Origin of the sequence: Bacillus sp. L_1B0_5, assembly GCF_000836715.1 — a bacterium.
In the GTDB taxonomy this organism is placed as follows: Bacteria; Bacillota; Bacilli; order Bacillales; family Bacillaceae_G; genus Bacillus_A; species Bacillus_A thuringiensis_S.
Genome location: NZ_JXIS01000020.1, coordinates 81,503 through 103,362, shown reverse-complemented (window position 1 = coordinate 103,362; position 21,860 = coordinate 81,503). Strand labels below are relative to the sequence as shown.

The following is a 21,860-nucleotide window of genomic DNA, read 5'->3' as shown; positions in this document are numbered from 1 at the left end:
GCGGAAGCAAAGAAGTTAGGTGGGGGCCCCGCTGCCCGTAAACGCCCGATTGGTGAGGGCTCACTTTATATAGAAGCTGGGAGTGGGAAAATACTTTCACACCTGTATTGAATTTTACTTAACAAGAAATCTTTGAGTTTCTCAACTTTTATATAAAAATAAAACTGAATTTTCAGTTATTTTGTTATATAGTAAAAGAGAACGAATAAGGGGAGGGAACATTTTGAGTAAAAAGAAAATGGCAATTACACTGTCAGCAATGCTATCTGCAACAATTATACCTAGCTTTACTATGGATGTGCATGCAGAGAAGAAGGAAGAGACTAAAAATACGAAAATTGAATTAGAAAATGGGATGACAAAACCGATTTATTCTCTCGATGAAGCCATTATCGAAAATTTATATGTAGAGACAGAAGTTGATAGTGATCGCGACGGTAAGAAAGACAGAGTATCGATAAAAGTTATGCGTCCAAAGACAGATCCGAATGTGAAGGTTCCTGTTATTTATGAAATGAGTCCATATCGATCTGGATTAAAAGATGTTCCTGTATATAATGTAGATGAAGAATTGTATGCGTATGAAGGAAAACCGTATGGAGCGGTTAATCTTGGTTCGTATGGGAACTATTACGTGCCAAGAGGTTATGCAGTTATTCTAGGCGAAAGTATCGGTACTGGAAAATCAGATGGATGCCCTACAACTGGAGATGAACAAGAAATACTCGGTACAAAGTCTGTTATTGATTGGGTAAATGGTCGCGCGAAAGCATTTACAGAACAGGGTGAGGAAGTTCAGGCAAATTGGTCTACAGGAAATGTAGGTATGACTGGAGTTTCTTATAATGGTACATTACCAAATGCTGTTGCGACTACTGGAGTTGAAGGTTTAAAAACAATTATTCCAATCGCAGCAATTAGTAGTTGGTATGATTATTATCGTGCAAATGGTGCAGTCATTGCGCCAGGTGGATATCAAGGAGAAGATACAGATAATATGGCAGAAGCAGTACTAACAAGAGAAAATCCTGAAGTTTGCGGGCAAGTAATAAAAGAGTTAACAGCTGGTCAGGACCGGAAAACTGGTAATTATAATGATTTTTGGGATAAACGCAATTATGTAAAAGATGCTAAAAATGTAAAAGCAAGCGTATTTGTTGTTCATGGTTTAAATGATTGGAATGTTAAGACGAAGCAGTTCGCGCAATGGTGGGATGCACTCGGAGAAAATAATGTTCCTCGTAAAATGTGGCTACACCAAGGTGGTCATGGTGGGACATCAAGTAATAACTGGCAGCAAACACAAAATAAATGGTTAGATTATTGGTTGTATGGAATTGAAAATGGAATTATGGATGAACCAATGGTTGATGTGCAAAGAGAAAATAAATCGTGGCAAAAGATAAAAAATTGGCCAGATCCAGCGGCTGTACCTTCAAAAATCCGTATGTATTTAAGTAATAAATCAGTCAATTTGCCACTAAGTATGGGATCGGCTAATAAAGTTTTCTCATTCTTAGATGATGCACAAATGAAATCAAATCAATTAGTAGCAAACCCAGAATTAGAAGTAGCCAATCGATTAGTATATACAATGCCTGTACTTCAAAAAGATACACGCATAAGTGGTACACCAAAGATTTCAATTACAGGAAATATTGATCGATCTGTATCAAATTTAACAGCATTACTTGTTGACTATGGAGGAACGAAGCCGGAAATCGTAACACGAGGCTGGATGGATCCACAAAACTTAAATAGTATAGAAAATTCAACAGTGATTCAACCGGGCAAAGATTATACATTTACATGGGACATGCAGCCAGATGATTATGTCTTTAAAGCTGGACATCAAATAGGGGTTGTTTTAATTGCTAGCGACTATGATTATACAATTAGACCGAAAGCGGGCACGAAACTTACAGTGAAATTAAGTGAAGTGACATTGCCGATTGTGAAATAAATATTTTTTACAAAGAGCTTACTAAAGTAAGCTTTTTATTTTATAGTCTGAATTTTTAATTTTATATTTCGGATTGGAAGGTTATGTAATACAATATCATTATATTCTATGGAAAGTGAGTGATATATTATGACAGTCAGCTCTTTCGAAAGCGCATTAAAATTAGAGGTACGAGAAGATTAGTTTAATTGAAATCTTCCGTACGTAAAAACGGAGGAGAAAATAAATGTTTAGTTTTTATAGTACACTTTGTACGGAACTGTATGATTACACAAAACCAGTCGGTTATTCTTTAAATGGTGATATTGAGTATTACAAAGAACGTTTAAAAAATTGTAAGGGAAGAATTCTCGAAGCTGCAGTAGGATCGGGACGTGTCATTATTCCGTTTCTTGAAGCTGGTTTTAAAGTTGATGGGATAGATTATTCACCTGAAATGCTTGATTCTTGCCGTAAGCGGTGTAAAGAGAGAGGCTTACATCCTAATTTATATGAAGGAAGCTTGCAACAATTTTCACTTCCGCATAAATATGAGGCAATTATCATTCCTACTGGATCTTTTTGTTTAATTGAAAATCGTGTGGATTCTATAAACGCATTGAAATGTTTTTATGAACATCTTAATCCATGCGGACGATTAATCGTAGATATTATGCTTCCGCATGACTGGAAGACTGGGGAAATTCATACATCGACTTTTTCTTTGCCGAGAGGAGACGGAATCACATTAGAAAATAAATCAATTGAAATAGATTGGCTGAACCAAATTACTGTATCATATTTGAAATATGAAAAGTGGAGTAAAGGACAGCTAGTACAAACAGAGTTACAACGTTTTGCGCTGCGCTGGTATGGAATAGTAGAATTTAAACTCCTTTTAGAAAGTATAGGTTTCTCTAACATTACTTGCTCTGCCGAATATGATTATGAAAAAGAACCGTCAAATGCAAATCAAATGATTACTTTTGAAGCTGTGCGAAACGAGAAATAAAGGAACTATCTATGAAAATAAGGCAATTGATATAATATCGATTGCCTTATTTTAATTGTATATCGCTTACATGTTATTAGGTTTTCATTGTCCAAGCATTCTGCTACTTACTACATATACTATTTATGTTAAAGTCAGCTATTATTTTATATAGGGCTGTTATTTTCCTATAAATGCTATTTTAGTGAAGTGGGAGGAATCAATTTGGAAAATATAGAACAAGATAGAATTGAAAATCAAGTGTATTCAAATCGTGTAGTAAGATCAGAATTTGATGCGAATTGGGAAACTTGTATATCAAAGAGTGGTTATGTAATTTATGTAGCAACAAGTAATAATGCTGAAGTAATAGTACTTCTTGCAGATGGTTCAAGTAAATTATTAATTTTCGAAAAAGGCGGTAAAGTAGTAGTAGGTGGCGGTGGAACAAGTCATTACAGTAAGCCACATATTGCAAGAAATATTTAAGGTGAAACATGTAATTGAGAAGAAGCTGGAAAACGGTTAGTCATTCATATTTAGAGAATGACCAACCGTTTTTAAATGTAGTTTTTGAAGAATTATATAAGCAATATAAAAAGCATTTCCTATTTCGGCAAATGCTTTTTATATGTTATAGTATAATAGTGTCTTAAAGTAATGTTATTTTAATATATTTCAAAGTTTGTTGTGTATTATTTTTATATTAAATTAGCACTTAAAGTATTTTTTATATAAGGAGTAATAATTAGAGAAATGAAAAATATAGACTTTATACTAGAAAGTGATGAGGCATTAAAACCGTCGGAACGATTAGTACTATTACTATTAGAGAAGCATAGAATGTTATATACGAACGATCTATTGGCATTATCAAATTTATCATATAAAACATTAACAGATTCATTAACGGCACTTGTTTTAAAATCGTATGTGTTAAAGGAAACAGGTAAGGGAAGAAGACAGAATTGCTATAGATTAATATGATAAGGCGGCTGTTTTAGAAGCTTTTACATATGTTTTTTTCAATCGTAAGGCGAAAATGTGTTTTTGTTTTCAAACGAAAATCTTACTATAAGAGTGGTTAAGATAGTATCATTTCATTTTTGTAAATGTAATTATTTCGTTATTGAAAATACAAAAATAAAATAAACTGCATAAAACAGAAATAAAAAAACAATCCATTTTAAAAAGGATTGTTTTTTTATTGGAATAATATTATTTGATATGTTGAAAGCATGAATGGCAGTAATAGAAATTACCTGTTTTAGTTCATGCAATTGACAAATATGATGAAAACTATGTGTATAGTTTTTTTGATTGCTTTTTCAGTAACTATAATGAAATCATAGTCTTCATTGTTTAAAGGTATTATTTTTAACATTATTGCTATTCAACATTAAGTACAAAAGTAATTTATAATATTATTATGTAAACTTAAGTTTTTAAAAGGAAAATGTAATAATTAATAGAACATGTAGAAGGGGATGCTTAAATATTTTGAAGGATAGGAGATTATTATGGAGCATTTACAATCAATAGCACAAGCTGTTATAAGTGGTAATAGGGAAAAAGTAGTGGAGTTTATAAAGGTGAGTCCAAGTATTGTTAACGAATGTAGTGAAGATGGCTGGACACCACTTCATTTAGCAGCTTATTTTGGACAGAAAGAAATAGCGAGTTTTCTTTTAGAAAGCGGTGCAGATATACATAGTAGAGCAAAAAACGAAAATGAAAATACACCTTTGCAAGCAGCAATTGCGAACAAGCAAAGTGAACTTGTCACTTTCTTAATTGAAAAAGGATCAGATGTAAATATTATGCAAAGTGGTGGCTGGACAGGACTTCACGAAGCAGCATTATTAGGAAATGAAGAAATAATTATGTTACTCCTTAAAAATGGAGCTAATAAGATGATTAAGAAAAATGATGGGAAAACAGCGTATGAAATTGCATTAGAAAAAGGATACGATCACCTATTACATCATTTGAAACAGGAAGTGAACTTATGATGAATAAATGGAGTGTTGGTATATTTTTATTTAATGAAGTAGAAGTGTTAGACTTTGCAGGGCCATTTGAAGTTTTTTCTGTAACTGAGGTGAATGAAGAAAAAACATTTACTGTTTATACAGTTAGCGAGAATGGGGAAATGATTACAGCAAGGAACGGATTGAAGGTACAGCCAGATTATAGTATTGAAAATTTACCACCAGTGGATATTTTAATAATTCCGGGTGGGCTAGGTGCTAGAGAATATGAAATAAAAAATGAAATAGTAATAAAATGGATTGGCCAGCAAATGAAAGAAGTAAAGCTGATGACGTCAGTTTGTACAGGAGCGCTATTACTGGCGAAAGCAGGTTTATTGGCAGGTTTAAAAGCAACAACACATTGGGCTAGTATTGAAAAGTTTAAAAATGAGTTTCAAAATGTTGAAGTTATAGAAAATGTAAAGTTTGTAGATGAAGGACATATTATAACATCTGCCGGAATTTCAGCTGGAATTAATATGGCATTTCATATTGTGAAAAACTTGTTAGGTGTGCATGTTGCGGAGGACACAGCGAAGCGAATGGAGTATGATATTAGTTTGCCAAATTAAAAAGCCCGGATTGGGCTTTTTATATTGAATGAATATAGTTAAGCTCTTCATCACTCAAAATAGGGCGAACAGATGCATTTGCATTTTCTTGTGCTTGCATTCCGGTTTTGGCACCAGGAATTACAACGCTTACTGCCGGATGAGAGAGTACATAGCGAAGTGCAAGTTGCCCTAGGGTCTGATTTTTATTTGAGAGCAACCGAAGTTTCTCTACGGTTTGTAAGTCTTCTTGAAACCAAGTTTCATTTGGCCAATCTTTGCGTAAATCTCCATCTGGAAAAATTGTTTTATTTGTGAATTTTCCAGTTAAAATGCCCATTTTTAATGGACCACGAATAATAGCTCCTAGATTTTTCTCTTGTAAGAATGGTAATATATCTTTTTCTGGTTTTCGATTTAATATATTGTAATCAAGTTGTACGATATCAATTTCGTTGTTGTTATTGAAATGATGAATGTATTGTAAATCATGAGTCGAAACACCGACTGCTCTTACTTTTCCATCACGTTTTAATATGTCAAATGCACGTAGAAATGCTTCTGTTTCTCTACGATTATGCCACCAAATATGACAAAAATAAAGATCAATATAATCTGTTTGAAGACGTTGTAAACTTGTTTCGAATACGGCGATGATTTTTTCGGGAGTATCATATACAGGAACTCCATTAGGGTCGTAGTGGTGTCCGATTAAACCACCTTTCGTTGATAGGATAATATCATTACGATGTCCTTTAATCGCGGTAGCCACCAACTTTTCACTATGTCCTAAACCATACACATCCGCAGTATCAATAAAATTCACACCACACTCAATTGCTTTTTTTATAGCGGTTATAGATTGTTTATCGTTAACCGGTCCCCATTCATCACCACCGATTGCCCATGCCCCAAAACCTATTTCAGAAACAGTTATTCCAGTTTTACCTAATGTACGGTAATGCATATTTTCCCTCCTTATAAGCATGTTATAACATGGATATGTAGGCAAGGATTTTTGTGTGTAAAAAAACTCTTCTACAATAGTAGAAAAAGAATTACAGAAACTACTATTTTATAGCAGCATACATAAAAAATTTCGATGTAAATATGGAAATGTCGTCGAATGCTATCTTTAATTGGTTAATTTATGGGATATTTTTGTGAAGGAGTTTATTTTATAAGAATAGAATTTAGTTTAGTAAGAAAACGTGCCGATGGTAGTGAAAAATATGGGTTAGGGGGATTTGAATGAGGAAACTCAAACGAGTAAATGTTCCTAATATACCAGAGCAATTATCACAACCTAGTGACAAGCGTAGGGTAAATAAAAAGAAGTTAAGGCGACTTATTTTAATGGTCCTTTTTATTGCGGCAACTACTTTGTACGTTCAATATATTTTAACGAAACAACAAGAAATAATTGATAAAAAGAAAGATACGATTATGGATCAAAAGAAACAATTAGTATCTTTAAAGAAAGATAAAGGTTCTTTAAAGACTAACATAGAAAATTTAACAGACGATGAAGAAGAAATTTTGAAGTTTGCGAGAAAAGAGTATCAATTTTCTAAGTCAAATGAAACTATATTTGTGATGCCAAAGTAATGAAAAAACAGTTAGCCATAGCTAACTGTTTTTTCATGTTTAAATGTCATGGTACAAGGAACAATCACATATTGTAAAAATGAAGAGTTTGAGATATTTTCACAATTATGGAATATACACTGAAATAAATATTGTTAAAATTCTGTTAATTGTATTATAATACAAGATAAGCGGATACATTTTTTAATCAACGTTGAGTTCATCGCTCATATGACTATTAAGAAACCCGTTATCCTCGTATAAGAAAGGAAGGTAGCTGTGTACGCTTCAAATACAATTTATGTCGTAGGGGATGCGAAAGCACCTCAAAATAATCCCATTACTGAAAAGTTTAAAAGCTATTTCGTAGCATTTGTTCTTGTTAAGGATACAGGGGAAATTGTAGATGCAGACTGCTCAGCGACAATTGCATTAACATCTCAATTTGTTAAATATTTATTTCTACATAAAAATATAAATGACCCGGCGTTAGTAATGGAAGTAAAGAACCGATATTTCGGTTCTTCTCAAAAAGCGTTACTTGTAGCGCTAAAAGATGCACAGAAAAAATATAATCAGATTGCTGCTTTGTCTACTCAATCATAGACAAAATCCAGCCGTAAGAATCATTCTTATGGCTGGATTTTTTTATTCCACATTAAAGTCCTACATCAAAAGCAAAGTAGAGAGATAGGAGAGTAAATGCTCAATAGGTTTACCTAATAATCTGTGGGTATAAATTTCCGGTGGATTAAGATTTCACTTCATTGGAGAACGAAAGGATGAACAAAATGAAAATTACAGACGTAAAAGTAAATCGTAGACGTATAAAACTTCATACACCGTTTAAAACCGCGCTTCGTACTGTAACAGAAATTGAAAGTATAGATGTTTATATTCATACAGACGAAGGAGTGATTGGTAAGGGGGCTGCAGCCGCAACGCCAGTTATTACGGGTGATTTCACCAGTGGAATGGAAGAAGCGATTTTAGGACCGATGCGTTCATGTTTAATTGGTCAAGATATCATTCAGTTTCAGCAGTTACTAGAGCGCATTCAAATGAGTTGTATTGGAAATTCAAGTGCGAAAGCAGCGGTAGATATCGCTTTATATGATGTATATTGCCAATATCAAAATGTGCCGTTATATGCATTGTTAGGCGGGAAGAAAGAAATTTATACGGATATTACAGTGAGTGTGGATGAGCCTGTATTAATGGCAAAAGAAGCGAAGAAACATATAGAAAAAGGATTTCAAACATTAAAGATTAAAGTGGGTAAAGAGGCGCATTTAGATTTGGAACGTATTGAGGCAATTCGAAATGTGGTACCAAGAAATACGACATTACGTTTAGATGCGAATCAAGGTTGGAGTCCAAAAGAAGCGGTCTCTATCATTCAAGAGATGGAAAATCGTAATTTAAATATAGAATTTATTGAACAACCAGTACACGCGAAAGATTGGGATGGGTTAAAGTACGTCAAAGATCGTGTGCAAACGCCAATTATGGCCGATGAAAGTATATTTTCAGCAAGTGATGCATTAAAGCTCGTTCAAGGAAGATATGCAGACTTAATTAATATTAAATTAATGAAATGTGGTGGCATACGTGAAGCATGGCGTATTGCAGATATCGCAGAAACAGCTGGTGTGAAGTGTATGGTGGGAAGCATGATGGAATCTTCACTTTCCGTTAGTGCTGTTGCGCATTTAGCGGCAGCGCATCCTAATATTCATTATTTTGATCTTGATGCACCGCTTTGGTTAATGGAAGAGCCGGAAGGAATGACTTATTCTGGATCAAAGGTAAACCTTCAATCGACAGTGAATAGTAAGTCTTAGGAGAAGAGACTAGTAAACTATTTTTTAAGGGGGATATATATGAAAAAAGTAGGAACTGCATTTTTAACAACTTTATTTATATTTTCATCGTTTACATCGGCAAATGCTGAAGAAAAGAAGGATAATAAAGCATTTATAGATGTATCTGCTGCAACGTTATGGACAGCACCTGATTCATTAAGGTCAATCGATACACCAAGTGCAACAAACCCAGTGGATCTATGGAAATGGACAAAATCAATGACACTTGACGAGAAACTATGGTTAACAAATGCAAATAAATTAGAAACACAAGCGTTACTCGGTCAAGAAGTAACTGTTATTGATAAGAAAGGCGAATGGGTGAAGGTATTAGTGCATGGACAGCCAACACCACGAAATGAAGAAGGTTATCCGGGCTGGATGCCTGAAAAGCAATTAACATATAATCAAGAATTTGCAGATAAAACAAATGAACCTTTTGTGTTAATAACAAAGCCAACAGCGATTTTATATATAAATCCTTCTGAAAAACATAAATCACTTGAAGTCAGTTATAATACAAGACTGCCGCTATTAGGTGAAGACACAATGTCATACCGTGTATTGTTGCCAAATGGTCAGAAAGCATGGCTACGAAAAAATGATGGAACAGTTTACCGTTCTCAAACTGATATTCCAAAACCGACCGCTGATGATTTAATTAACACAGGGAAAATGTTTTTAGGTTTACCTTATATATGGGCTGGTACAAGTGGTTTTGGATTTGATTGCTCTGGCTTCACGCATACGATTTATAAATCGCACGGCATTACAATTCCGCGAGATTCTGGACCGCAATCAAGAGCAGGGGTTGCAGTTGATAAAGAAAATTTACAGAAGGGAGATTTAATTTTCTTTGCGCATAATCAAGGAAAAGGTAGTGTCCATCATGTTGCAATGTATATTGGTGATGGCAATATGATTCACTCACCAAGAGCTGAAAGGTCGGTAGAGATTATATCAGTAAATACACCAGGATATATAGAAGAATACGCTGGTGCACGTCGTTACTTACCTTAAAAATAGAGGGGGTTTTCAAATGAAAAAAATTGTTCGTTACTCATTAGTTAGTACTCTATTAGCTTCTTCATTTTTAGTTGGCTGCGCAAAAGAAAAAACTGCAACAAAGCCGAAAGATGAGAAGAAAGTATTGCAGTTACTAGAAATAGGTGAAATTCCGTCGTTAAATTCAGGGAAAGTAACAGATGCAGTCTCGTTTAACGTTTTAAATAACGTAATGGAAGGACTATTCCGTTTATCGAAAAATGATGAAGTAATTGAGGCAGGCGTACAAAAATATGAAGTGAGTAAAGATGGAAAGACATATACATTCCAATTGCGTGATGCAAAATGGTCTAACGGAGATCCAGTAACCGCTCATGATTACGTATACGCTTGGAAGCAATTGATTAATCCAGATACCGCTTCTCAATATGCATACATTGCGTACGATGTGAAAAACGCTGAGAAGATAAATAAAAAACAACTAGGTCTAGATGAATTAGGAGTAAAAGCGAAAGATGATAAAACATTCGTCGTAGAGCTAGAACATCCTGTACCGTATTTTACGAAATTATTAATTTTACCATCTTTCTATCCAATTAACGAAAAATATGCGAAAGAGCAAGGTGATAAATACGGATTAGAAGCAAATAAAGCGGTATATAATGGACCGTTTACATTATCAGAGTGGAAGCATGAAGCTAGCTTTACAATGAAGAAAAACGATAAATATTGGGATAAAAAAGAAGTGAAGTTAGATGAAGTAAACTATCAAATTGTAAAAGAAATTTCAACTGCGGTAAATTTATATGAAACAGATAAAGTTGATAGAGCTGTTATTTCTACAGAATTCGTAGATAAATATAAAAATAATAAAGAGCTAAAACAATACACAGATCCAGTTATGTACTTCTTCCGATTTAATGAAAATGTACCGATTCTTAAAAATAAAAATGCAAGGCTTGCGCTAAGTACAGTTTTTGATAAGAAAGGACTTGCGGATTCATTTTTAAATGATGGTTCGGTTGCTGCAAATTATTACGTACCAAAAGGATTCTTAAAAGGCCCAGATAAGAAAGATTTTAGAAGTACGGCTGTTGAGTTTAATAAGACGAATGTAAAACAGGCGAAGGAATATTGGGAGAAAGCAAAACAAGAGACAGGTACAAATGAAGTGACGTTAGAACTATTAAATTATGACTTAGAAAACTTTAAAAAAGTCGGAGAGTACATTAAAGAGCAGCTTGAGAAAAATTTACCTGGATTAAAAGTGAATGTGAAATTACAGCCACATACGCAAAAATTAGCACTTGAGAAGAAGAAAGAATATGAAATGTCGTTATCACGCTGGTTACCGGATTATCCAGATCCAATGACTTACTTAGAAGTATTCCTTTCTGGAAGCAGTGTTAATAATACAGAATATGCAAACCCAGAATATGATGCGTTAATTAAGAAGATTAAAACAGAATTAGGTAATGATGAAAAGGCTCGCTGGAAAGCAATGCAAGATGCTGAAAAAATGCTACTTGATGATGCAGTAATTGCACCGGTATTCCAGCGTGGATTATCTTACTTACAAAAACCATATGTGAAAGATTTATATGTACATCAATTTGGTCCATCTACAAGTTTAAAATGGGCAGATGTACAAAAATAAAAGAATGGGGAAACAGACTTCACGTGTGTGATAGTCTGTTTTTTGTACAGTTCCGAATGAAATATAGACATTTCATATGTTTTTTCACGACTTAAAAATAAAATTATTACTAAAATTCCAGTGTGAAATTTATGTAGAATCTTGTATAATTAACGTGTTTCTATGGAAACATTTTCTGGCGCTATTTATATAGGGCTTAATAGAACAAGGAAGGAAATACATACATGTATATAATAGATAAATAGAATGGAACATGTATAGAGAAAAAGGAGAGAAAAGATGGCGTGTCAAAAACAAGGGTTACAAGTTAATAACGATAGAAAGAGGGACAGAAAATGAAAATGAAGCATGCTTTTGGTCCTATAATTTTAGCGTGTGTGCTGTTTTTCATTATCATTCTAATCCCATCGAAAAGTTTAGTATCGCTTATTAGTGATAAGAAGGTAGAAGATGCGGCAACTTCTTTACAAAAAGAGAAATTACAAAGTGCTTTCTTACAGCAAAAAATGTTAGAGAATTCACAGTATTTACCGATGTACGGTTCATCAGAATTTTTACGAATGGATGCATATCATCCGTCTAATTATTTCAAAGTAAATCCAGCTGGTTTTACACCGTTTTTAATTGGAACTGGCGGTACACAAAGCTTAGCTCATATTTTAAATATGACATCTACTATGGATGAATTAGAAGGTAAAAAAGTAGTCTTTGTTCTTTCACCACAATGGTTTACAAAGACTGGTGTCTCACAAGGGGATTTCACTAATAATTTCTCCAAACAACAAGCATATCATTTTATTTTTAATGATGAGATAAATCCAGAAATGAAGAAGCAAATCGCGAAACGGCTATTAGATTATAAAGTTGTTCAAGAAGATGATATATTAAAAAATTCATTAGAAGGTATTGTATATAATGATACAAAACATAACATAAAAGCAGGTTTAGCTAAACCACTTGCTTATATGCATCGAAATATTTTAGATCATAGAGATTTATTTAACTCTTTATTTAAAATCGAACCGATGAAAGAGAAAACAAATATCGGACTTCGTTCAATTTCTTGGGAAGATGCACGTAAACACGCGGAACAAGAAGGGAAAGCTGAGTCTACTACAAATACATTCGGAATTGAAAATCCGTATTATCATAAGAATAATCTGAAGAAAAAACTAAAAGGTTTAAAAAACTTTAGAGCAAATGAAACATATGATGAATCACCAGAATATGATGATTTACAAATTATTTTAGATTTATTTAAAGAGAAAAATGTCAAACCACTCTTTATTTCTGTACCTGTAAATGGGCCTTGGTATGATTATACTGGCTTCCCGAAAGAACGCCGTGAAGTGTATTATAATAAAGTTCGAGAACAGGTTGAGAAAGCAGGATATCCAGTAGTTGATTTCTCTGGTCATGAATATGATAAGTATTTCTTAAAAGATACGATTCATTTAGGCTGGAAAGGTTGGATTTATTTTGATGAAGCAGTGCAGAAATTTTATTCTGAGAAATAAAGTATAGAAATCGGAATGGCTATGAGCCGTTCCGATTTTTTTAGTATAGAGGATTTTGGTGAGGGCAATTTGGGAATGCATGTATATCTTGAACCTGTCTATAATCATAATGTTTCATTGCGAACTGAGCTTGATAAAGGTATTCATACACATATAATTGACCATCATGCGCTGAACATAATACGCCAGAAGTTCCTTGCCCATTTATGAAGGAAATACCGATAGGGCGTCCGATTAAGTATGGTATTTTTTGCTGCCAATGCATAGGGGAATCACTCCTTTTTGAGATAATATACGAAAAGAATGATCGAATGGTTGCTTATCCATGTAAATGTAGATGGAAAGGTGTTATATAATTCCTGAAGATTAATTCATATATAAATAAAAAACCGCTATAATTCCGAATGAATTTATAGCGGTTTTTATTATATTCTTAAGCAAGATTTTTGCGCTTTTTTGTCCATTTTTTTATAACGAAGTATAAAAGTATAAGTACGACGCCACCAATTGCAAATGATTTCACATACGGACCAGCAATATCGTTTATATTCTCCCAGTTTTCGCCTAGTTTTTCACCTAAATAAATGAAAATAATAGACCAAGGGATAATCGCAAGTGCTGTTAATGTAGTGAAACGTAGTAAAGGCATTTTTGTAATACCAGCAGGAATTGAAATCGCATGACGTACTACTGGAATGAAGCGTGCTGTAAAAATGACGCCAGTTCCGTAACGATTAAACCAATCTTCTGCAGCATCTATTTGTTTTTTATGTATGAAAATATATTTTCCATAACGTTCTAATATGGGGCGTCCGCCGTATCGTCCAAGCCAATAAATAAAGATTTGGGCAATAACACCGCCAATTGTACCGAATACGACTGCACCTATAAATGAGATACTACCATTGAATACTAAGTAACCTGCATAAGCAAGGACTATTTCACTTGGAATAATCTCAATCATAAGTCCAAGCATAATGCCCCAATAACCTAATCCTTCAAAAAACGTTAATACTGAATGAATAAAACTACTTAACATTGTTGCACCTTCTAGTTTATGAATTTTTGAGTATAAGAACCTTTTATTTAATAACGTAAAAGGTTCACTATATGTAGATTATACCTTATTTACATAGGGGATTGCTATTTCAATTCTTTTATGTCTCTCATAAGTATTATAGTAAAGGATATAAGCCGCGTTTTCATGAAGGGTTAATGAAAAGATTATTAAAAATTTCTCATATATCAATGATAATAGACTGAAAATTAAGTATAATGGCATAGGTCTTTCATTTACAAAAATAGGAGGAGAACGTATGTATATTACAGATCCGATTTATGGACCAATCTTTATTCGTGATAGAGATATCCTTCGATTGATAGATACAAAAGCATTTCAAAGGTTGGCGAATATTAAACAACAAGGACATACTTATCTTTTACATGAGAACGCAATACATACGAGGGAAGAACATTCGATAGGTGTATATGTGCTAGTAAATAAAGTGATAGAACATCTTACTGAGATTGGTGACATACATTTATCGAAATATGAACGAAAGCTAGTATCTACTGTAGCCCTTTTACACGATGTTGGACATGGGCCATATTCACATTGTTTTCAGCAAATATCGGGTGAAGATCATGGTGAGTGGACGGTACGAATCATTCAAGAGGACGAAGAAATACGTACGATTTTAAATCAAACAACTGGATTAATAGGTGATGTAACGAAAGTTTTAACAGAAGATGGAGTTTTTCCGATTATAGATGAGCTCTTATTTAATTCATTAGGAATGGATCAATTAGATTTTTGGAATAGAGATTTATATTACTCATCGCTTGAATTAGAAGGTTTACAGATAGAAGAATTGATTGCTAACATGCGTTTAATTGACGGTAAACTTGTTATTGAAGAATCGGGAATCCCCTTCATCGAACAATTAATGAAAATGAAAGAGGGGCTTTACAATAATGGATTTGGCCACCCGTTTGTGATAGGAAAAGACATATTGCTGCAAACAATTTTTAAAATGATAGAGGAGAAAAATCTTTCGTTCTATACTCCTGAACTTCAAAACTTTTTTCATAAAGGAGAGAAGTTAGAAGTAGAAGACTTTCTTCCGTTACAAGATGAAATAATTTTAAATGAAATACAGTGCTTTGCAAAATCAGATGATGTTGAAATAGTATCTTTAATTCAACTTTATGTTTCACCAACTAAAAGTTTATCATTTCAAAAAGGAGTGGAGGGTGATTTTAAAAAGGAAAATAACAATTTAGCGATAATAACTGAGAAAAAGGCGTACAGTTCATATGTAGGTGGTATTTACGTTTATAGTGAGGGGCAGTTAGAGGATATTGTAGAAAAATCCCCTTTTATTCAACAGATAGTGAGATTACCTAAAAAAGAATATGCATATTCTTTTTAAATTGGTTTGAAAACATAAAATAGATGGGGTGGAAATGTGAACTGGGAAGAACGTCTTCTAGAATTGGATGATTTACCAATTATATTAGAATGGTATAACGACGAAGAATTACATAACATAGCAGATGTGAAACCATTTAAGCGATATACAATAGAAGAACTTCGGGAGTATTGGACTAAAAAATTAGCGCGGTCTTATGCAAGTTATCATGTAATAATAGTGGGAGATGAAGTAATAGGAAGAGTCGGATTAAAAAAGACGAAATATGATGATACCTATGTGATGGAATACTCTATTCTTATTGGCGTTTCGAATTTATATTCAAAAGGACTTGGAACAGAAATTACAAAGTATTTCATAAGTAAATCGTTTTTAGATTCCGATATACAAGCAGTTGTATTACAGGTAAGGGAAGATAACAAAAGGGCAATTCGTTGTTATGAGAAAGCTGAATTTAAAAAAGTAAAATCATATATAGAGAATGAAGTGAAAGTGTATGATATGCATAGAATTAAGAATGAGAAAATAGCACGGTAAAAAAAGTTAATTCTGAATGTAATGAGGGTTAGAGGGATATATGGAACCTTAAATGACACTACTTGTAGATATGCGTAATACTACGGCTTTATATGAAATGAAACTTAAATTTAAATAAATCAAGCAAGCATTTGTTGTATATTTGGAACAGATGCTTGCTTGTTTCCGTTATAAAAAAATAGAAGCATTTCTGCTCCTATTTTTTAAGGCTTCACATCTAAGTTCTGTAAAAATAACGTTGCTGTTACGTAACGTTTTGCTAACATTTGTACATAAGCGGTATGTACAGAAAGGGTCGCAATAATAATAGCGTTACGAATTGCTTCGCGTTGTTCGTTATTAATTTGATCGAACTTGCTTGCGATTTTATCAGCTTTTTCTTTTACGATGTTTTCAATTGTATGAACTGTATCTGTTGCATTTAGTTGTAAGCAATTCCCTTGATTGAGTTCTTCAAATAGAGAAGAGTATGCTACATATAAATGAACAGGATTGATTAAATCATCACTTCGATCGGCTGGGTCATTAACGATAAGGCGTAATAGCTTACGAATTGATTCAAAATCAAGTGCTGTTTTTAAATCTTCGACAATGAACAGTAAGGCTGCTTGTTCAATCGAATATTTTTTCCCTTTTTGAGGAGAGCCAATCATTTCTTTTATATCTCGTTTCACCCAGTTTTGCATAGCAGTTACAGAGAAACTTGTGTTTTCAATCTGATTGCCAAGCGCAACTATTTCATTTAAAGAAAAACCGACATCAGTATCGTCAATTTTAATCAGCTTTTCAAAAATAGGTGAAAGTGCGGTAGTAATAAAAGCTGTAACGCTTTGTCCGCTTTCAATATCTTTTTTATGTGACTTTGCCCAAGCTTCTTGTAAAATACCGAGAGGCTTTTTCGTATTCCATCCTCTTAGTGATAGAAGAAGGGTAGCCATTTCGTTTCGTGTGAGATGAAATGTTTCCATCTTTTCACCTCCAAAATAATAAAAAGTTCTTATGAACTTATAATATGTTTTGTTTCATTTAAAGTCAATTCTGTTTTGCTTAATTTTTCCTTTGTCACCAAACTGTTGAAAGTAAATAATACTTGCATATTTCGACAAAAGTTCATATAATAAGTTCATAAGAACCTTTAAAATGTTCTTAAAAACAAATCTATCATTCTGAATTTACTAGAAAGATAGATTTCACATATATCTATATAAAAGGAGAATGGATATAATATGTTGAAAAAACTTGTAGCAGTAATGACAGCATTCATGGTTATCTTTGGGGCTAGCAGCTTTATGTTCGTAGATCATGCAGCAGCGAAAAGTTACAAATCTGGTAAAAAATCATTTACACCAAGTTCAGGTCAAAAGTCAAAAGTTGATTTAAACAAAAAAGACTCAAATGTAAATTCTCAAAAAACGACTCCAGATTCAAAAACGAAAGCAACAAACACAGCACCAAAAAGTAATAAAGGAAGCTTTATGAAAGGTTTATTACTAGGTGGTCTTGGTGGTTTACTAATGGGTAGCTTATTTGCAAATATGGGAGCTCTTGGTTCTGTATTAGCGTTTATGGTAAATATGTTAGTAATGGCTGGTATCGTAATGTTAGCAGTTCGTGCATTTAAATACTTCAAAGACCAACGTAAGAAGAAGGCAGATGAAGTAGCATGGAAACAATAAAAATTTCTGAACAAGAATTAATAAATGCGCTTTGCGTATATATAGCTGAAAAAAGACAAGTGGGTCCAGAAGAAGTGTTAGTTGAACTCATGTATGACGATGACTACGGTTTCTCTGCGGAAGTAGAGGTAAATGGTCGCCAGCAAATTTTAATTCAAGCAAACTTAATCGAAGCATTACGCTTATTGCTTGACAGAGAATATAATGTCAATTCATTCGCAGCGAGATTACAACTTGAATTAGATGATGAAGAAGGTATTTACGCATTAGCGAAATTTAATAACTCGGATGAGTAGAGAAAAGAGCTGTTGAGAATAATCTCAGCAGCTCTTTTTAGTATGTGCATATGTAGAAGAATAATCACGCCAAATTTCATTCATCTTTCGTCTACCGATATCTACCATCGGATTAAACTGAATTGCAGCTTTTTGACGAACAGAGTGAACGTTTTGAATGGCGTGATATAATTGTTGGTCGACTATATCATGTTTTTCACCTGCGTATTTAGCAATTGATAGACCTGCAACTGTTCCTTGCGCCATCGCAATTTTTCCGCTTTCAATGCCTGTAATATTGCCAGCTACAAATAAACCAGGAAGAGGGGTTTCCATTGTTTCGGAATGGAGAGGAACATGTCCGCCTAATTCTGAAATGTAATGGAAGGGACAACCAGCTACAGCTGCAAGTTCGGCAAGTGGATATAATCCCCCGGCAATACAAACAAAATCTGCTTCATATATTTTCTCTGATCCATTAATAACATTTCCTTTAGAGTCAATATTAGCAATACGTACACCTTCAACTTGATCTGTTCCGATAATTTCAAGAGCTGCTTTCCGAAGGTGAAGTGGCGTTCCGTTTATTTTCATTCCGCTGTTTGGATAGAATGTTAATCCAGCTTTTCGAATCCAATCATATTTCATAAAGTGGCTACCTATTCGTAAAATAGCAGAAGGAGCGAGTTGTGCTGCATTTAAAAGAGAGTTTAAAACTTCTTCAGGTTCACCAGCTTTTTGACTTAACTCGCTTTTTTCAGGGAGTACAATATGATCTACTTTAATTCCCGCTAATTGCAATTCACTTAAAATGGCGAAAGACAAAATGTTAGCACCAATAATGATTCCTTTTTTTCCAACTTGCACGCGATGAACATTTGTCATAACTTGAGCTGCTCCAATTGACATCACTCCTGGAAGTGTCCAGCCTGGAAGGGGAATAGAATATTCCGCAGCACCAGTAGCAAGTAGTACGAATGGCGCTTCTAACGTACCGATATTAGTATGTACAAACCAATTGTTTTCATCTTTATCTAAATTATAGACCGACACACCGCACCTGATATGTACTGAAAGTGATTCTGCTTCTTCATGAAGTCGCTTCGATTCTTCTATTCCGTTCCACCATTCTCCAGTAGGCTCTTGATGCAACTGTCCTAACAATCTCCCGCCCGGCTTCATAAATTCATCAATAACGAGCACTTTTAGTCCGAAACGAGCACAAGAGATAGAAGCAGATAATCCCGCTGGCCCTGCACCGATAATAATTACATCACTCATCGTTTTTTCACCATCTCTCTCACGATATTCGGATGCTGTTTCCCGCTTTCAACAACCATGTTTTCTTCTACAACAGTTAAGCATGCGCGTACATTTGTTTGATTGTTTACTGTCACGCGGCATTCGGAACAGTGCCCGATATTACAATAAATACCTCGCGGTGTCCCGCTATCTTCATGAACTCTTAATGTCCGTATTTCATTTGCTAACAGGGCAGCAGCTATCGTTTCATGTTCATATGCTTCGTATTGATGACCGTTAAATTGAAAAGTAATACGCTCACTACTTTGTAAAGTACCTAAAATAGGGTGATGTGTAATTCTACTCATTTACTTTCACCTACCGATCCAAAAGTAACTGCACGTATTGGTGGTTGATATTTTAACGGTAGTTCATTAAGAGTTACGCCAGGCTTCGCATTTTCAATCATTCGATCTATCATTATTCTGCATGTACGACCGCCGCAAAATCCCATGCCAGCACGTGTTCTTAGTTTTAATTCTCTTGCCGAGCAGTTATATTCAGCAATTGTCGATTGAAGTTGTCCGTATGTAACCTCTTCACAACGACAAACGATTAAGTTGTTTTTATTTGTCATATGTATTCCTCCTCTAGTTCGGTTTGCACAAATTATATATGCAAAAATCATGCCAATATAGAGGAGGGAGAGAGAGCTACCTGTAAACGCCTAATCGGTGCATACTGCTTCTTTATTGAAGTCCAAGTTTTTTTAAACGGTTATATAAAGTAGCCCTTGTTACGCCAAGTTGTTTTGCACATTCTAATTTATTGCCATTTAAAATTCGTAAAGCCCTTTCAATAACTTTTTTCTCATGCTCATCCATCTCTTCTTGTAAAGAAAGGATTGTATTATTGTTGCTGAGTAATAGGGAATGAGCTGTATGATTGTCTAAATTTTCGGTTGTATGAAATGGTAAATATTCTTGTTTTATAATTCCGTCTGTCGCAAATACCACAAGTCGTTCAACAACGTTTCGAAGTTCGCGAATATTACCTGGCCAATTGTAATGAAGCAGTTCATGCATAATGCTTGAAGGTAAATCACGAATTGGTCTGTTATAGTTGATTGAAAAATCGTTTAAGAATGAGTATGTGAGTTCGATAATATCCTCTCGTCTTTCACGCAGCGGTGGAATATGCAGGCTAACTACATTTAAACGATAATATAAATCTTCTCGGAAAGTTCCTTTTCTCATTTCTTCTTGTAAATCCCGATTTGTAGCAGCGATAATGCGAAAATCAATATTAATTTCTTTTTCTCCGCCAACTCGGTAATACTTTCGTTCTTGTAGTACACGTAACAGTTTTACTTGCATATCGAGCGGCATTTCGCCAATCTCATCGAGGAATAAAGTACCGCCTTGTGCGAGTTCAATTTTACCTTTTTTCCCTTTACTATTAGCTCCAGAAAACGCCCCACGCTCGTAACCGAATAATTCACTTTCAAATAACGCTTCTGGAATTGCCCCGCAGTTAATCGAAATGAAAGGCGCCTTCACTGCTTCACTTGCTTCATGAATTGCTTTCGCAAATACTTCTTTTCCAACTCCGCTTTCCCCAAGTATTAAAACAGTTGATTTCACCGAACAAACTTTTCTAGCTAATTGTATTGTTCTTTGTATAACAGGACTTTTTCCATTCATCGCAAGAAATGGATCGGATTCATCTTTATACTTTGCCACTTCTTGTTCTAAACGGTGCATTTCATGTGACATATTAAATAGTTTTTCATTTAAAGCGACTTGATTTGTAACATCTGTTTCTGAAACGACTGCTCCTATAATTTCATCATTACAATAAACTGGATTTGAATTAATTAATACGAATAAATCGGGACGAGGCTGATGGAACTGAGCGACTATGCTTTTTCCATCATGTAAAGATTGTAAAATTTCCAAGTCTTTATAATCAAAAAAACGAGTAATCGGTTGCCCAATAATTTCATTATGGTTGACTGAAAATATTTTTTCAGCACCATCTGTCCAAGTTCGAACGCATTCTTTACTATCAATGACTGTAACAGAAGAGTCAGTTGTTTCTATTACGGTGTCATAAAATGCCTGTAGTTCATTGTAGGACTTATAAAGAAATGGAATCATTTGCTGAGAAGTTATACAGCATATCGGCTCATCGTTTTCGTTAAGGATGATAACAGCTAATTCATAAGAAAAAGCGTCAATTAATGCAGTGAATGAGTCATCTACATAAATAATGGTGCAATTATATTCTTCTGTAGTAGAAGGGAGATAATAAAACTTTTCGTTTACTTGCTTAATGTGATTAAGGCTACATGTATGATCGATTAAAACACGTTCCAAAAACTCTTGTATAGTCGGAAATGAAAATGCCATAATGCCCTCCCGTTATGTATAAAAATTTTGACAGTGATAAAAAAATAATACACCTATTTACTATAAATTTGAATTATTTTTACAAATAAAAATATTGTTTATGGAAATTGTATATATGAAGAATTGGCACGTCAATTGC

The 21,860-nt window shown here is 34.1% G+C and carries 24 protein-coding genes; 16 read left to right on the top strand and 8 right to left on the bottom strand.

Features of this window, described 5'->3' with window-relative positions; genetic code table 11:
- Positions 1-223 precede the first annotated feature (223 nt).
- The 6 genes from RT27_RS07060 (at position 224) to RT27_RS07035 (ending at position 5,538) form a co-directional block, all read left to right on the top strand.
- Entirely contained in the window at positions 224-1,963 is a 1,740-nt protein-coding gene (locus RT27_RS07060; protein ID WP_043935664.1) for a Xaa-Pro dipeptidyl-peptidase, read from the top strand.
- Between the two features lie 226 nt (positions 1,964-2,189).
- Positions 2,190-2,954: a class I SAM-dependent methyltransferase gene (locus tag RT27_RS07055; RefSeq protein WP_043935663.1), complete on the top strand. Its 765-nt coding sequence runs from the start codon at positions 2,190-2,192 to the stop codon at positions 2,952-2,954.
- Positions 2,955-3,158: 204 nt separating this feature from the next.
- A complete protein-coding gene (locus tag RT27_RS07050; RefSeq protein WP_016081250.1) occupies positions 3,159-3,422 on the top strand; it encodes a hypothetical protein in 264 nt (87 codons plus the stop codon).
- 267 nt (positions 3,423-3,689) lie between these two features.
- Positions 3,690-3,920 (top strand): hypothetical protein, encoded by a 231-nt coding sequence (locus RT27_RS07045; protein ID WP_000789030.1) that lies wholly within the window; start codon positions 3,690-3,692, stop codon positions 3,918-3,920.
- A gap of 533 nt (positions 3,921-4,453) precedes the next feature.
- Complete coding sequence (locus RT27_RS07040; protein ID WP_043935661.1) at positions 4,454-4,945, top strand: ankyrin repeat domain-containing protein; 492 nt, start codon at positions 4,454-4,456, stop codon at positions 4,943-4,945.
- Positions 4,942-5,538 (top strand): DJ-1/PfpI family protein, encoded by a 597-nt coding sequence (locus RT27_RS07035; RefSeq protein ID WP_016081253.1) that lies wholly within the window; start codon positions 4,942-4,944, stop codon positions 5,536-5,538. The genes RT27_RS07040 and RT27_RS07035 overlap by 4 nt, the downstream gene beginning before the upstream one ends.
- Before the next feature lie 19 nt (positions 5,539-5,557).
- Here RT27_RS07035 and RT27_RS07030 read toward each other — a convergent pair whose 3' ends face one another.
- Positions 5,558-6,484: an aldo/keto reductase gene (locus RT27_RS07030; RefSeq protein WP_029442568.1), complete on the bottom strand. Its 927-nt coding sequence runs from the start codon at positions 6,482-6,484 to the stop codon at positions 5,558-5,560.
- A 284-nt stretch (positions 6,485-6,768) separates the two neighbouring features.
- Between RT27_RS07030 and RT27_RS07025 the strand changes: the two genes are divergently transcribed.
- The 6 genes from RT27_RS07025 (at position 6,769) to dltD (ending at position 13,148) form a co-directional block, all read left to right on the top strand.
- Positions 6,769-7,125, top strand: coding sequence for a septum formation initiator family protein (locus tag RT27_RS07025; protein WP_016081255.1), 357 nt, complete (start codon positions 6,769-6,771; stop codon positions 7,123-7,125).
- A gap of 258 nt (positions 7,126-7,383) precedes the next feature.
- Complete coding sequence (locus RT27_RS07020; protein ID WP_000271322.1) at positions 7,384-7,710, top strand: DUF3870 domain-containing protein; 327 nt, start codon at positions 7,384-7,386, stop codon at positions 7,708-7,710.
- A gap of 176 nt (positions 7,711-7,886) precedes the next feature.
- Positions 7,887-8,948 (top strand): dipeptide epimerase, encoded by a 1,062-nt coding sequence (locus RT27_RS07015; protein WP_043935659.1) that lies wholly within the window; start codon positions 7,887-7,889, stop codon positions 8,946-8,948.
- A gap of 39 nt (positions 8,949-8,987) precedes the next feature.
- Positions 8,988-9,989: a C40 family peptidase gene (locus tag RT27_RS07010; RefSeq protein WP_043935657.1), complete on the top strand. Its 1,002-nt coding sequence runs from the start codon at positions 8,988-8,990 to the stop codon at positions 9,987-9,989.
- Positions 9,990-10,008: 19 nt separating this feature from the next.
- Positions 10,009-11,631 carry a peptide ABC transporter substrate-binding protein gene (locus RT27_RS07005; protein ID WP_043935656.1) on the top strand — a complete coding sequence of 541 codons (1,623 nt, stop codon included), beginning with the start codon at positions 10,009-10,011 and terminating at the stop codon, positions 11,629-11,631.
- A gap of 335 nt (positions 11,632-11,966) precedes the next feature.
- The gene (dltD, locus tag RT27_RS07000) at positions 11,967-13,148 is read left to right on the top strand and encodes a D-alanyl-lipoteichoic acid biosynthesis protein DltD (RefSeq protein WP_043935655.1); all 1,182 of its coding nucleotides are present in this window, start codon (positions 11,967-11,969) and stop codon (positions 13,146-13,148) included.
- Positions 13,149-13,188: 40 nt separating this feature from the next.
- On the opposite strand, the gene RT27_RS06995 is transcribed toward dltD, so the two are convergent.
- Together RT27_RS06995 and RT27_RS06990 are read right to left on the bottom strand one after the other, a co-directional pair.
- The gene (locus RT27_RS06995; protein WP_000558692.1) at positions 13,189-13,413 is read right to left on the bottom strand and encodes a hypothetical protein; all 225 of its coding nucleotides are present in this window, start codon (positions 13,411-13,413) and stop codon (positions 13,189-13,191) included.
- 168 nt (positions 13,414-13,581) lie between these two features.
- Positions 13,582-14,187, bottom strand: coding sequence for a DedA family protein (locus RT27_RS06990; protein WP_000952913.1), 606 nt, complete (start codon positions 14,185-14,187; stop codon positions 13,582-13,584).
- A 277-nt stretch (positions 14,188-14,464) separates the two neighbouring features.
- On the opposite strand from RT27_RS06990, the gene RT27_RS06985 reads away from it, so the two are divergent.
- Both RT27_RS06985 and RT27_RS06980 read left to right on the top strand, forming a co-directional pair.
- Positions 14,465-15,580 (top strand): HD domain-containing protein, encoded by a 1,116-nt coding sequence (locus RT27_RS06985; RefSeq protein ID WP_016081260.1) that lies wholly within the window; start codon positions 14,465-14,467, stop codon positions 15,578-15,580.
- A gap of 36 nt (positions 15,581-15,616) precedes the next feature.
- Entirely contained in the window at positions 15,617-16,117 is a 501-nt protein-coding gene (locus RT27_RS06980; RefSeq protein ID WP_043935653.1) for a GNAT family protein, read from the top strand.
- A gap of 203 nt (positions 16,118-16,320) precedes the next feature.
- On the opposite strand, the gene RT27_RS06975 is transcribed toward RT27_RS06980, so the two are convergent.
- A complete protein-coding gene (locus RT27_RS06975) occupies positions 16,321-17,085 on the bottom strand; it encodes a DUF1836 domain-containing protein (RefSeq protein WP_000447231.1) in 765 nt (254 codons plus the stop codon).
- Positions 17,086-17,343: 258 nt separating this feature from the next.
- Here RT27_RS06975 and RT27_RS06970 point away from each other — a divergent pair, with 258 nt between their 5' ends.
- Both RT27_RS06970 and RT27_RS06965 read left to right on the top strand, forming a co-directional pair.
- Positions 17,344-17,793, top strand: a complete 450-nt coding sequence (locus RT27_RS06970) for a hypothetical protein (RefSeq protein ID WP_000914478.1) — start codon at positions 17,344-17,346, stop codon at positions 17,791-17,793.
- Positions 17,781-18,089 (top strand): YxcD family protein, encoded by a 309-nt coding sequence (locus RT27_RS06965; protein ID WP_000447759.1) that lies wholly within the window; start codon positions 17,781-17,783, stop codon positions 18,087-18,089. The genes RT27_RS06970 and RT27_RS06965 overlap by 13 nt, the downstream gene beginning before the upstream one ends.
- 24 nt (positions 18,090-18,113) lie before the next feature.
- Here the strand turns inward: RT27_RS06965 and RT27_RS06960 are convergent, their stop codons facing one another.
- The 4 genes from RT27_RS06960 to RT27_RS06945 form a co-directional block, all read right to left on the bottom strand.
- Positions 18,114-19,349, bottom strand: a complete 1,236-nt coding sequence (locus tag RT27_RS06960; protein WP_043935651.1) for an NAD(P)/FAD-dependent oxidoreductase — start codon at positions 19,347-19,349, stop codon at positions 18,114-18,116.
- Positions 19,346-19,678, bottom strand: a complete 333-nt coding sequence (locus RT27_RS06955) for a (2Fe-2S)-binding protein (RefSeq protein ID WP_000087063.1) — start codon at positions 19,676-19,678, stop codon at positions 19,346-19,348. Before RT27_RS06955 ends, RT27_RS06960 begins: the two co-directional genes overlap by 4 nt.
- Positions 19,675-19,947 (bottom strand): (2Fe-2S)-binding protein, encoded by a 273-nt coding sequence (locus RT27_RS06950; RefSeq protein WP_043935649.1) that lies wholly within the window; start codon positions 19,945-19,947, stop codon positions 19,675-19,677. Before RT27_RS06950 ends, RT27_RS06955 begins: the two co-directional genes overlap by 4 nt.
- A 112-nt stretch (positions 19,948-20,059) precedes the next feature.
- A complete protein-coding gene (locus tag RT27_RS06945; RefSeq protein ID WP_043935647.1) occupies positions 20,060-21,721 on the bottom strand; it encodes a sigma 54-interacting transcriptional regulator in 1,662 nt (553 codons plus the stop codon).
- Positions 21,722-21,860 lie beyond the last annotated feature (139 nt).

Excerpts from the sequence above, each read along its gene's own strand:
- RT27_RS07055 (WP_043935663.1), top strand. The coding sequence starts at position 2,190 with ATGTTTAGTTTTTATAGTACACTTTGTACGGAACTGTATGATTACACA.
- RT27_RS07045 (WP_000789030.1), top strand. The coding sequence starts at position 3,690 with ATGAAAAATATAGACTTTATACTAGAAAGTGATGAGGCATTAAAACCG.
- RT27_RS07040 (WP_043935661.1), top strand. The coding sequence starts at position 4,454 with ATGGAGCATTTACAATCAATAGCACAAGCTGTTATAAGTGGTAATAGG.
- RT27_RS07035 (WP_016081253.1), top strand. The coding sequence starts at position 4,942 with ATGATGAATAAATGGAGTGTTGGTATATTTTTATTTAATGAAGTAGAA.
- RT27_RS07030 (WP_029442568.1), bottom strand. The coding sequence starts at position 6,484 with ATGCATTACCGTACATTAGGTAAAACTGGAATAACTGTTTCTGAAATA.
- RT27_RS07025 (WP_016081255.1), top strand. The coding sequence starts at position 6,769 with ATGAGGAAACTCAAACGAGTAAATGTTCCTAATATACCAGAGCAATTA.
- RT27_RS07015 (WP_043935659.1), top strand. The coding sequence starts at position 7,887 with ATGAACAAAATGAAAATTACAGACGTAAAAGTAAATCGTAGACGTATA.
- RT27_RS07010 (WP_043935657.1), top strand. The coding sequence starts at position 8,988 with ATGAAAAAAGTAGGAACTGCATTTTTAACAACTTTATTTATATTTTCA.
- RT27_RS07005 (WP_043935656.1), top strand. The coding sequence starts at position 10,009 with ATGAAAAAAATTGTTCGTTACTCATTAGTTAGTACTCTATTAGCTTCT.
- dltD (WP_043935655.1), top strand. The coding sequence starts at position 11,967 with ATGAAAATGAAGCATGCTTTTGGTCCTATAATTTTAGCGTGTGTGCTG.
- RT27_RS06995 (WP_000558692.1), bottom strand. The coding sequence starts at position 13,413 with ATGCATTGGCAGCAAAAAATACCATACTTAATCGGACGCCCTATCGGT.
- RT27_RS06990 (WP_000952913.1), bottom strand. The coding sequence starts at position 14,187 with ATGTTAAGTAGTTTTATTCATTCAGTATTAACGTTTTTTGAAGGATTA.
- RT27_RS06985 (WP_016081260.1), top strand. The coding sequence starts at position 14,465 with ATGTATATTACAGATCCGATTTATGGACCAATCTTTATTCGTGATAGA.
- RT27_RS06975 (WP_000447231.1), bottom strand. The coding sequence starts at position 17,085 with ATGGAAACATTTCATCTCACACGAAACGAAATGGCTACCCTTCTTCTA.
- RT27_RS06970 (WP_000914478.1), top strand. The coding sequence starts at position 17,344 with ATGTTGAAAAAACTTGTAGCAGTAATGACAGCATTCATGGTTATCTTT.
- RT27_RS06965 (WP_000447759.1), top strand. The coding sequence starts at position 17,781 with ATGGAAACAATAAAAATTTCTGAACAAGAATTAATAAATGCGCTTTGC.
- RT27_RS06960 (WP_043935651.1), bottom strand. The coding sequence starts at position 19,349 with ATGAGTGATGTAATTATTATCGGTGCAGGGCCAGCGGGATTATCTGCT.
- RT27_RS06955 (WP_000087063.1), bottom strand. The coding sequence starts at position 19,678 with ATGAGTAGAATTACACATCACCCTATTTTAGGTACTTTACAAAGTAGT.
- RT27_RS06950 (WP_043935649.1), bottom strand. The coding sequence starts at position 19,947 with ATGACAAATAAAAACAACTTAATCGTTTGTCGTTGTGAAGAGGTTACA.
- RT27_RS06945 (WP_043935647.1), bottom strand. The coding sequence starts at position 21,721 with ATGGCATTTTCATTTCCGACTATACAAGAGTTTTTGGAACGTGTTTTA.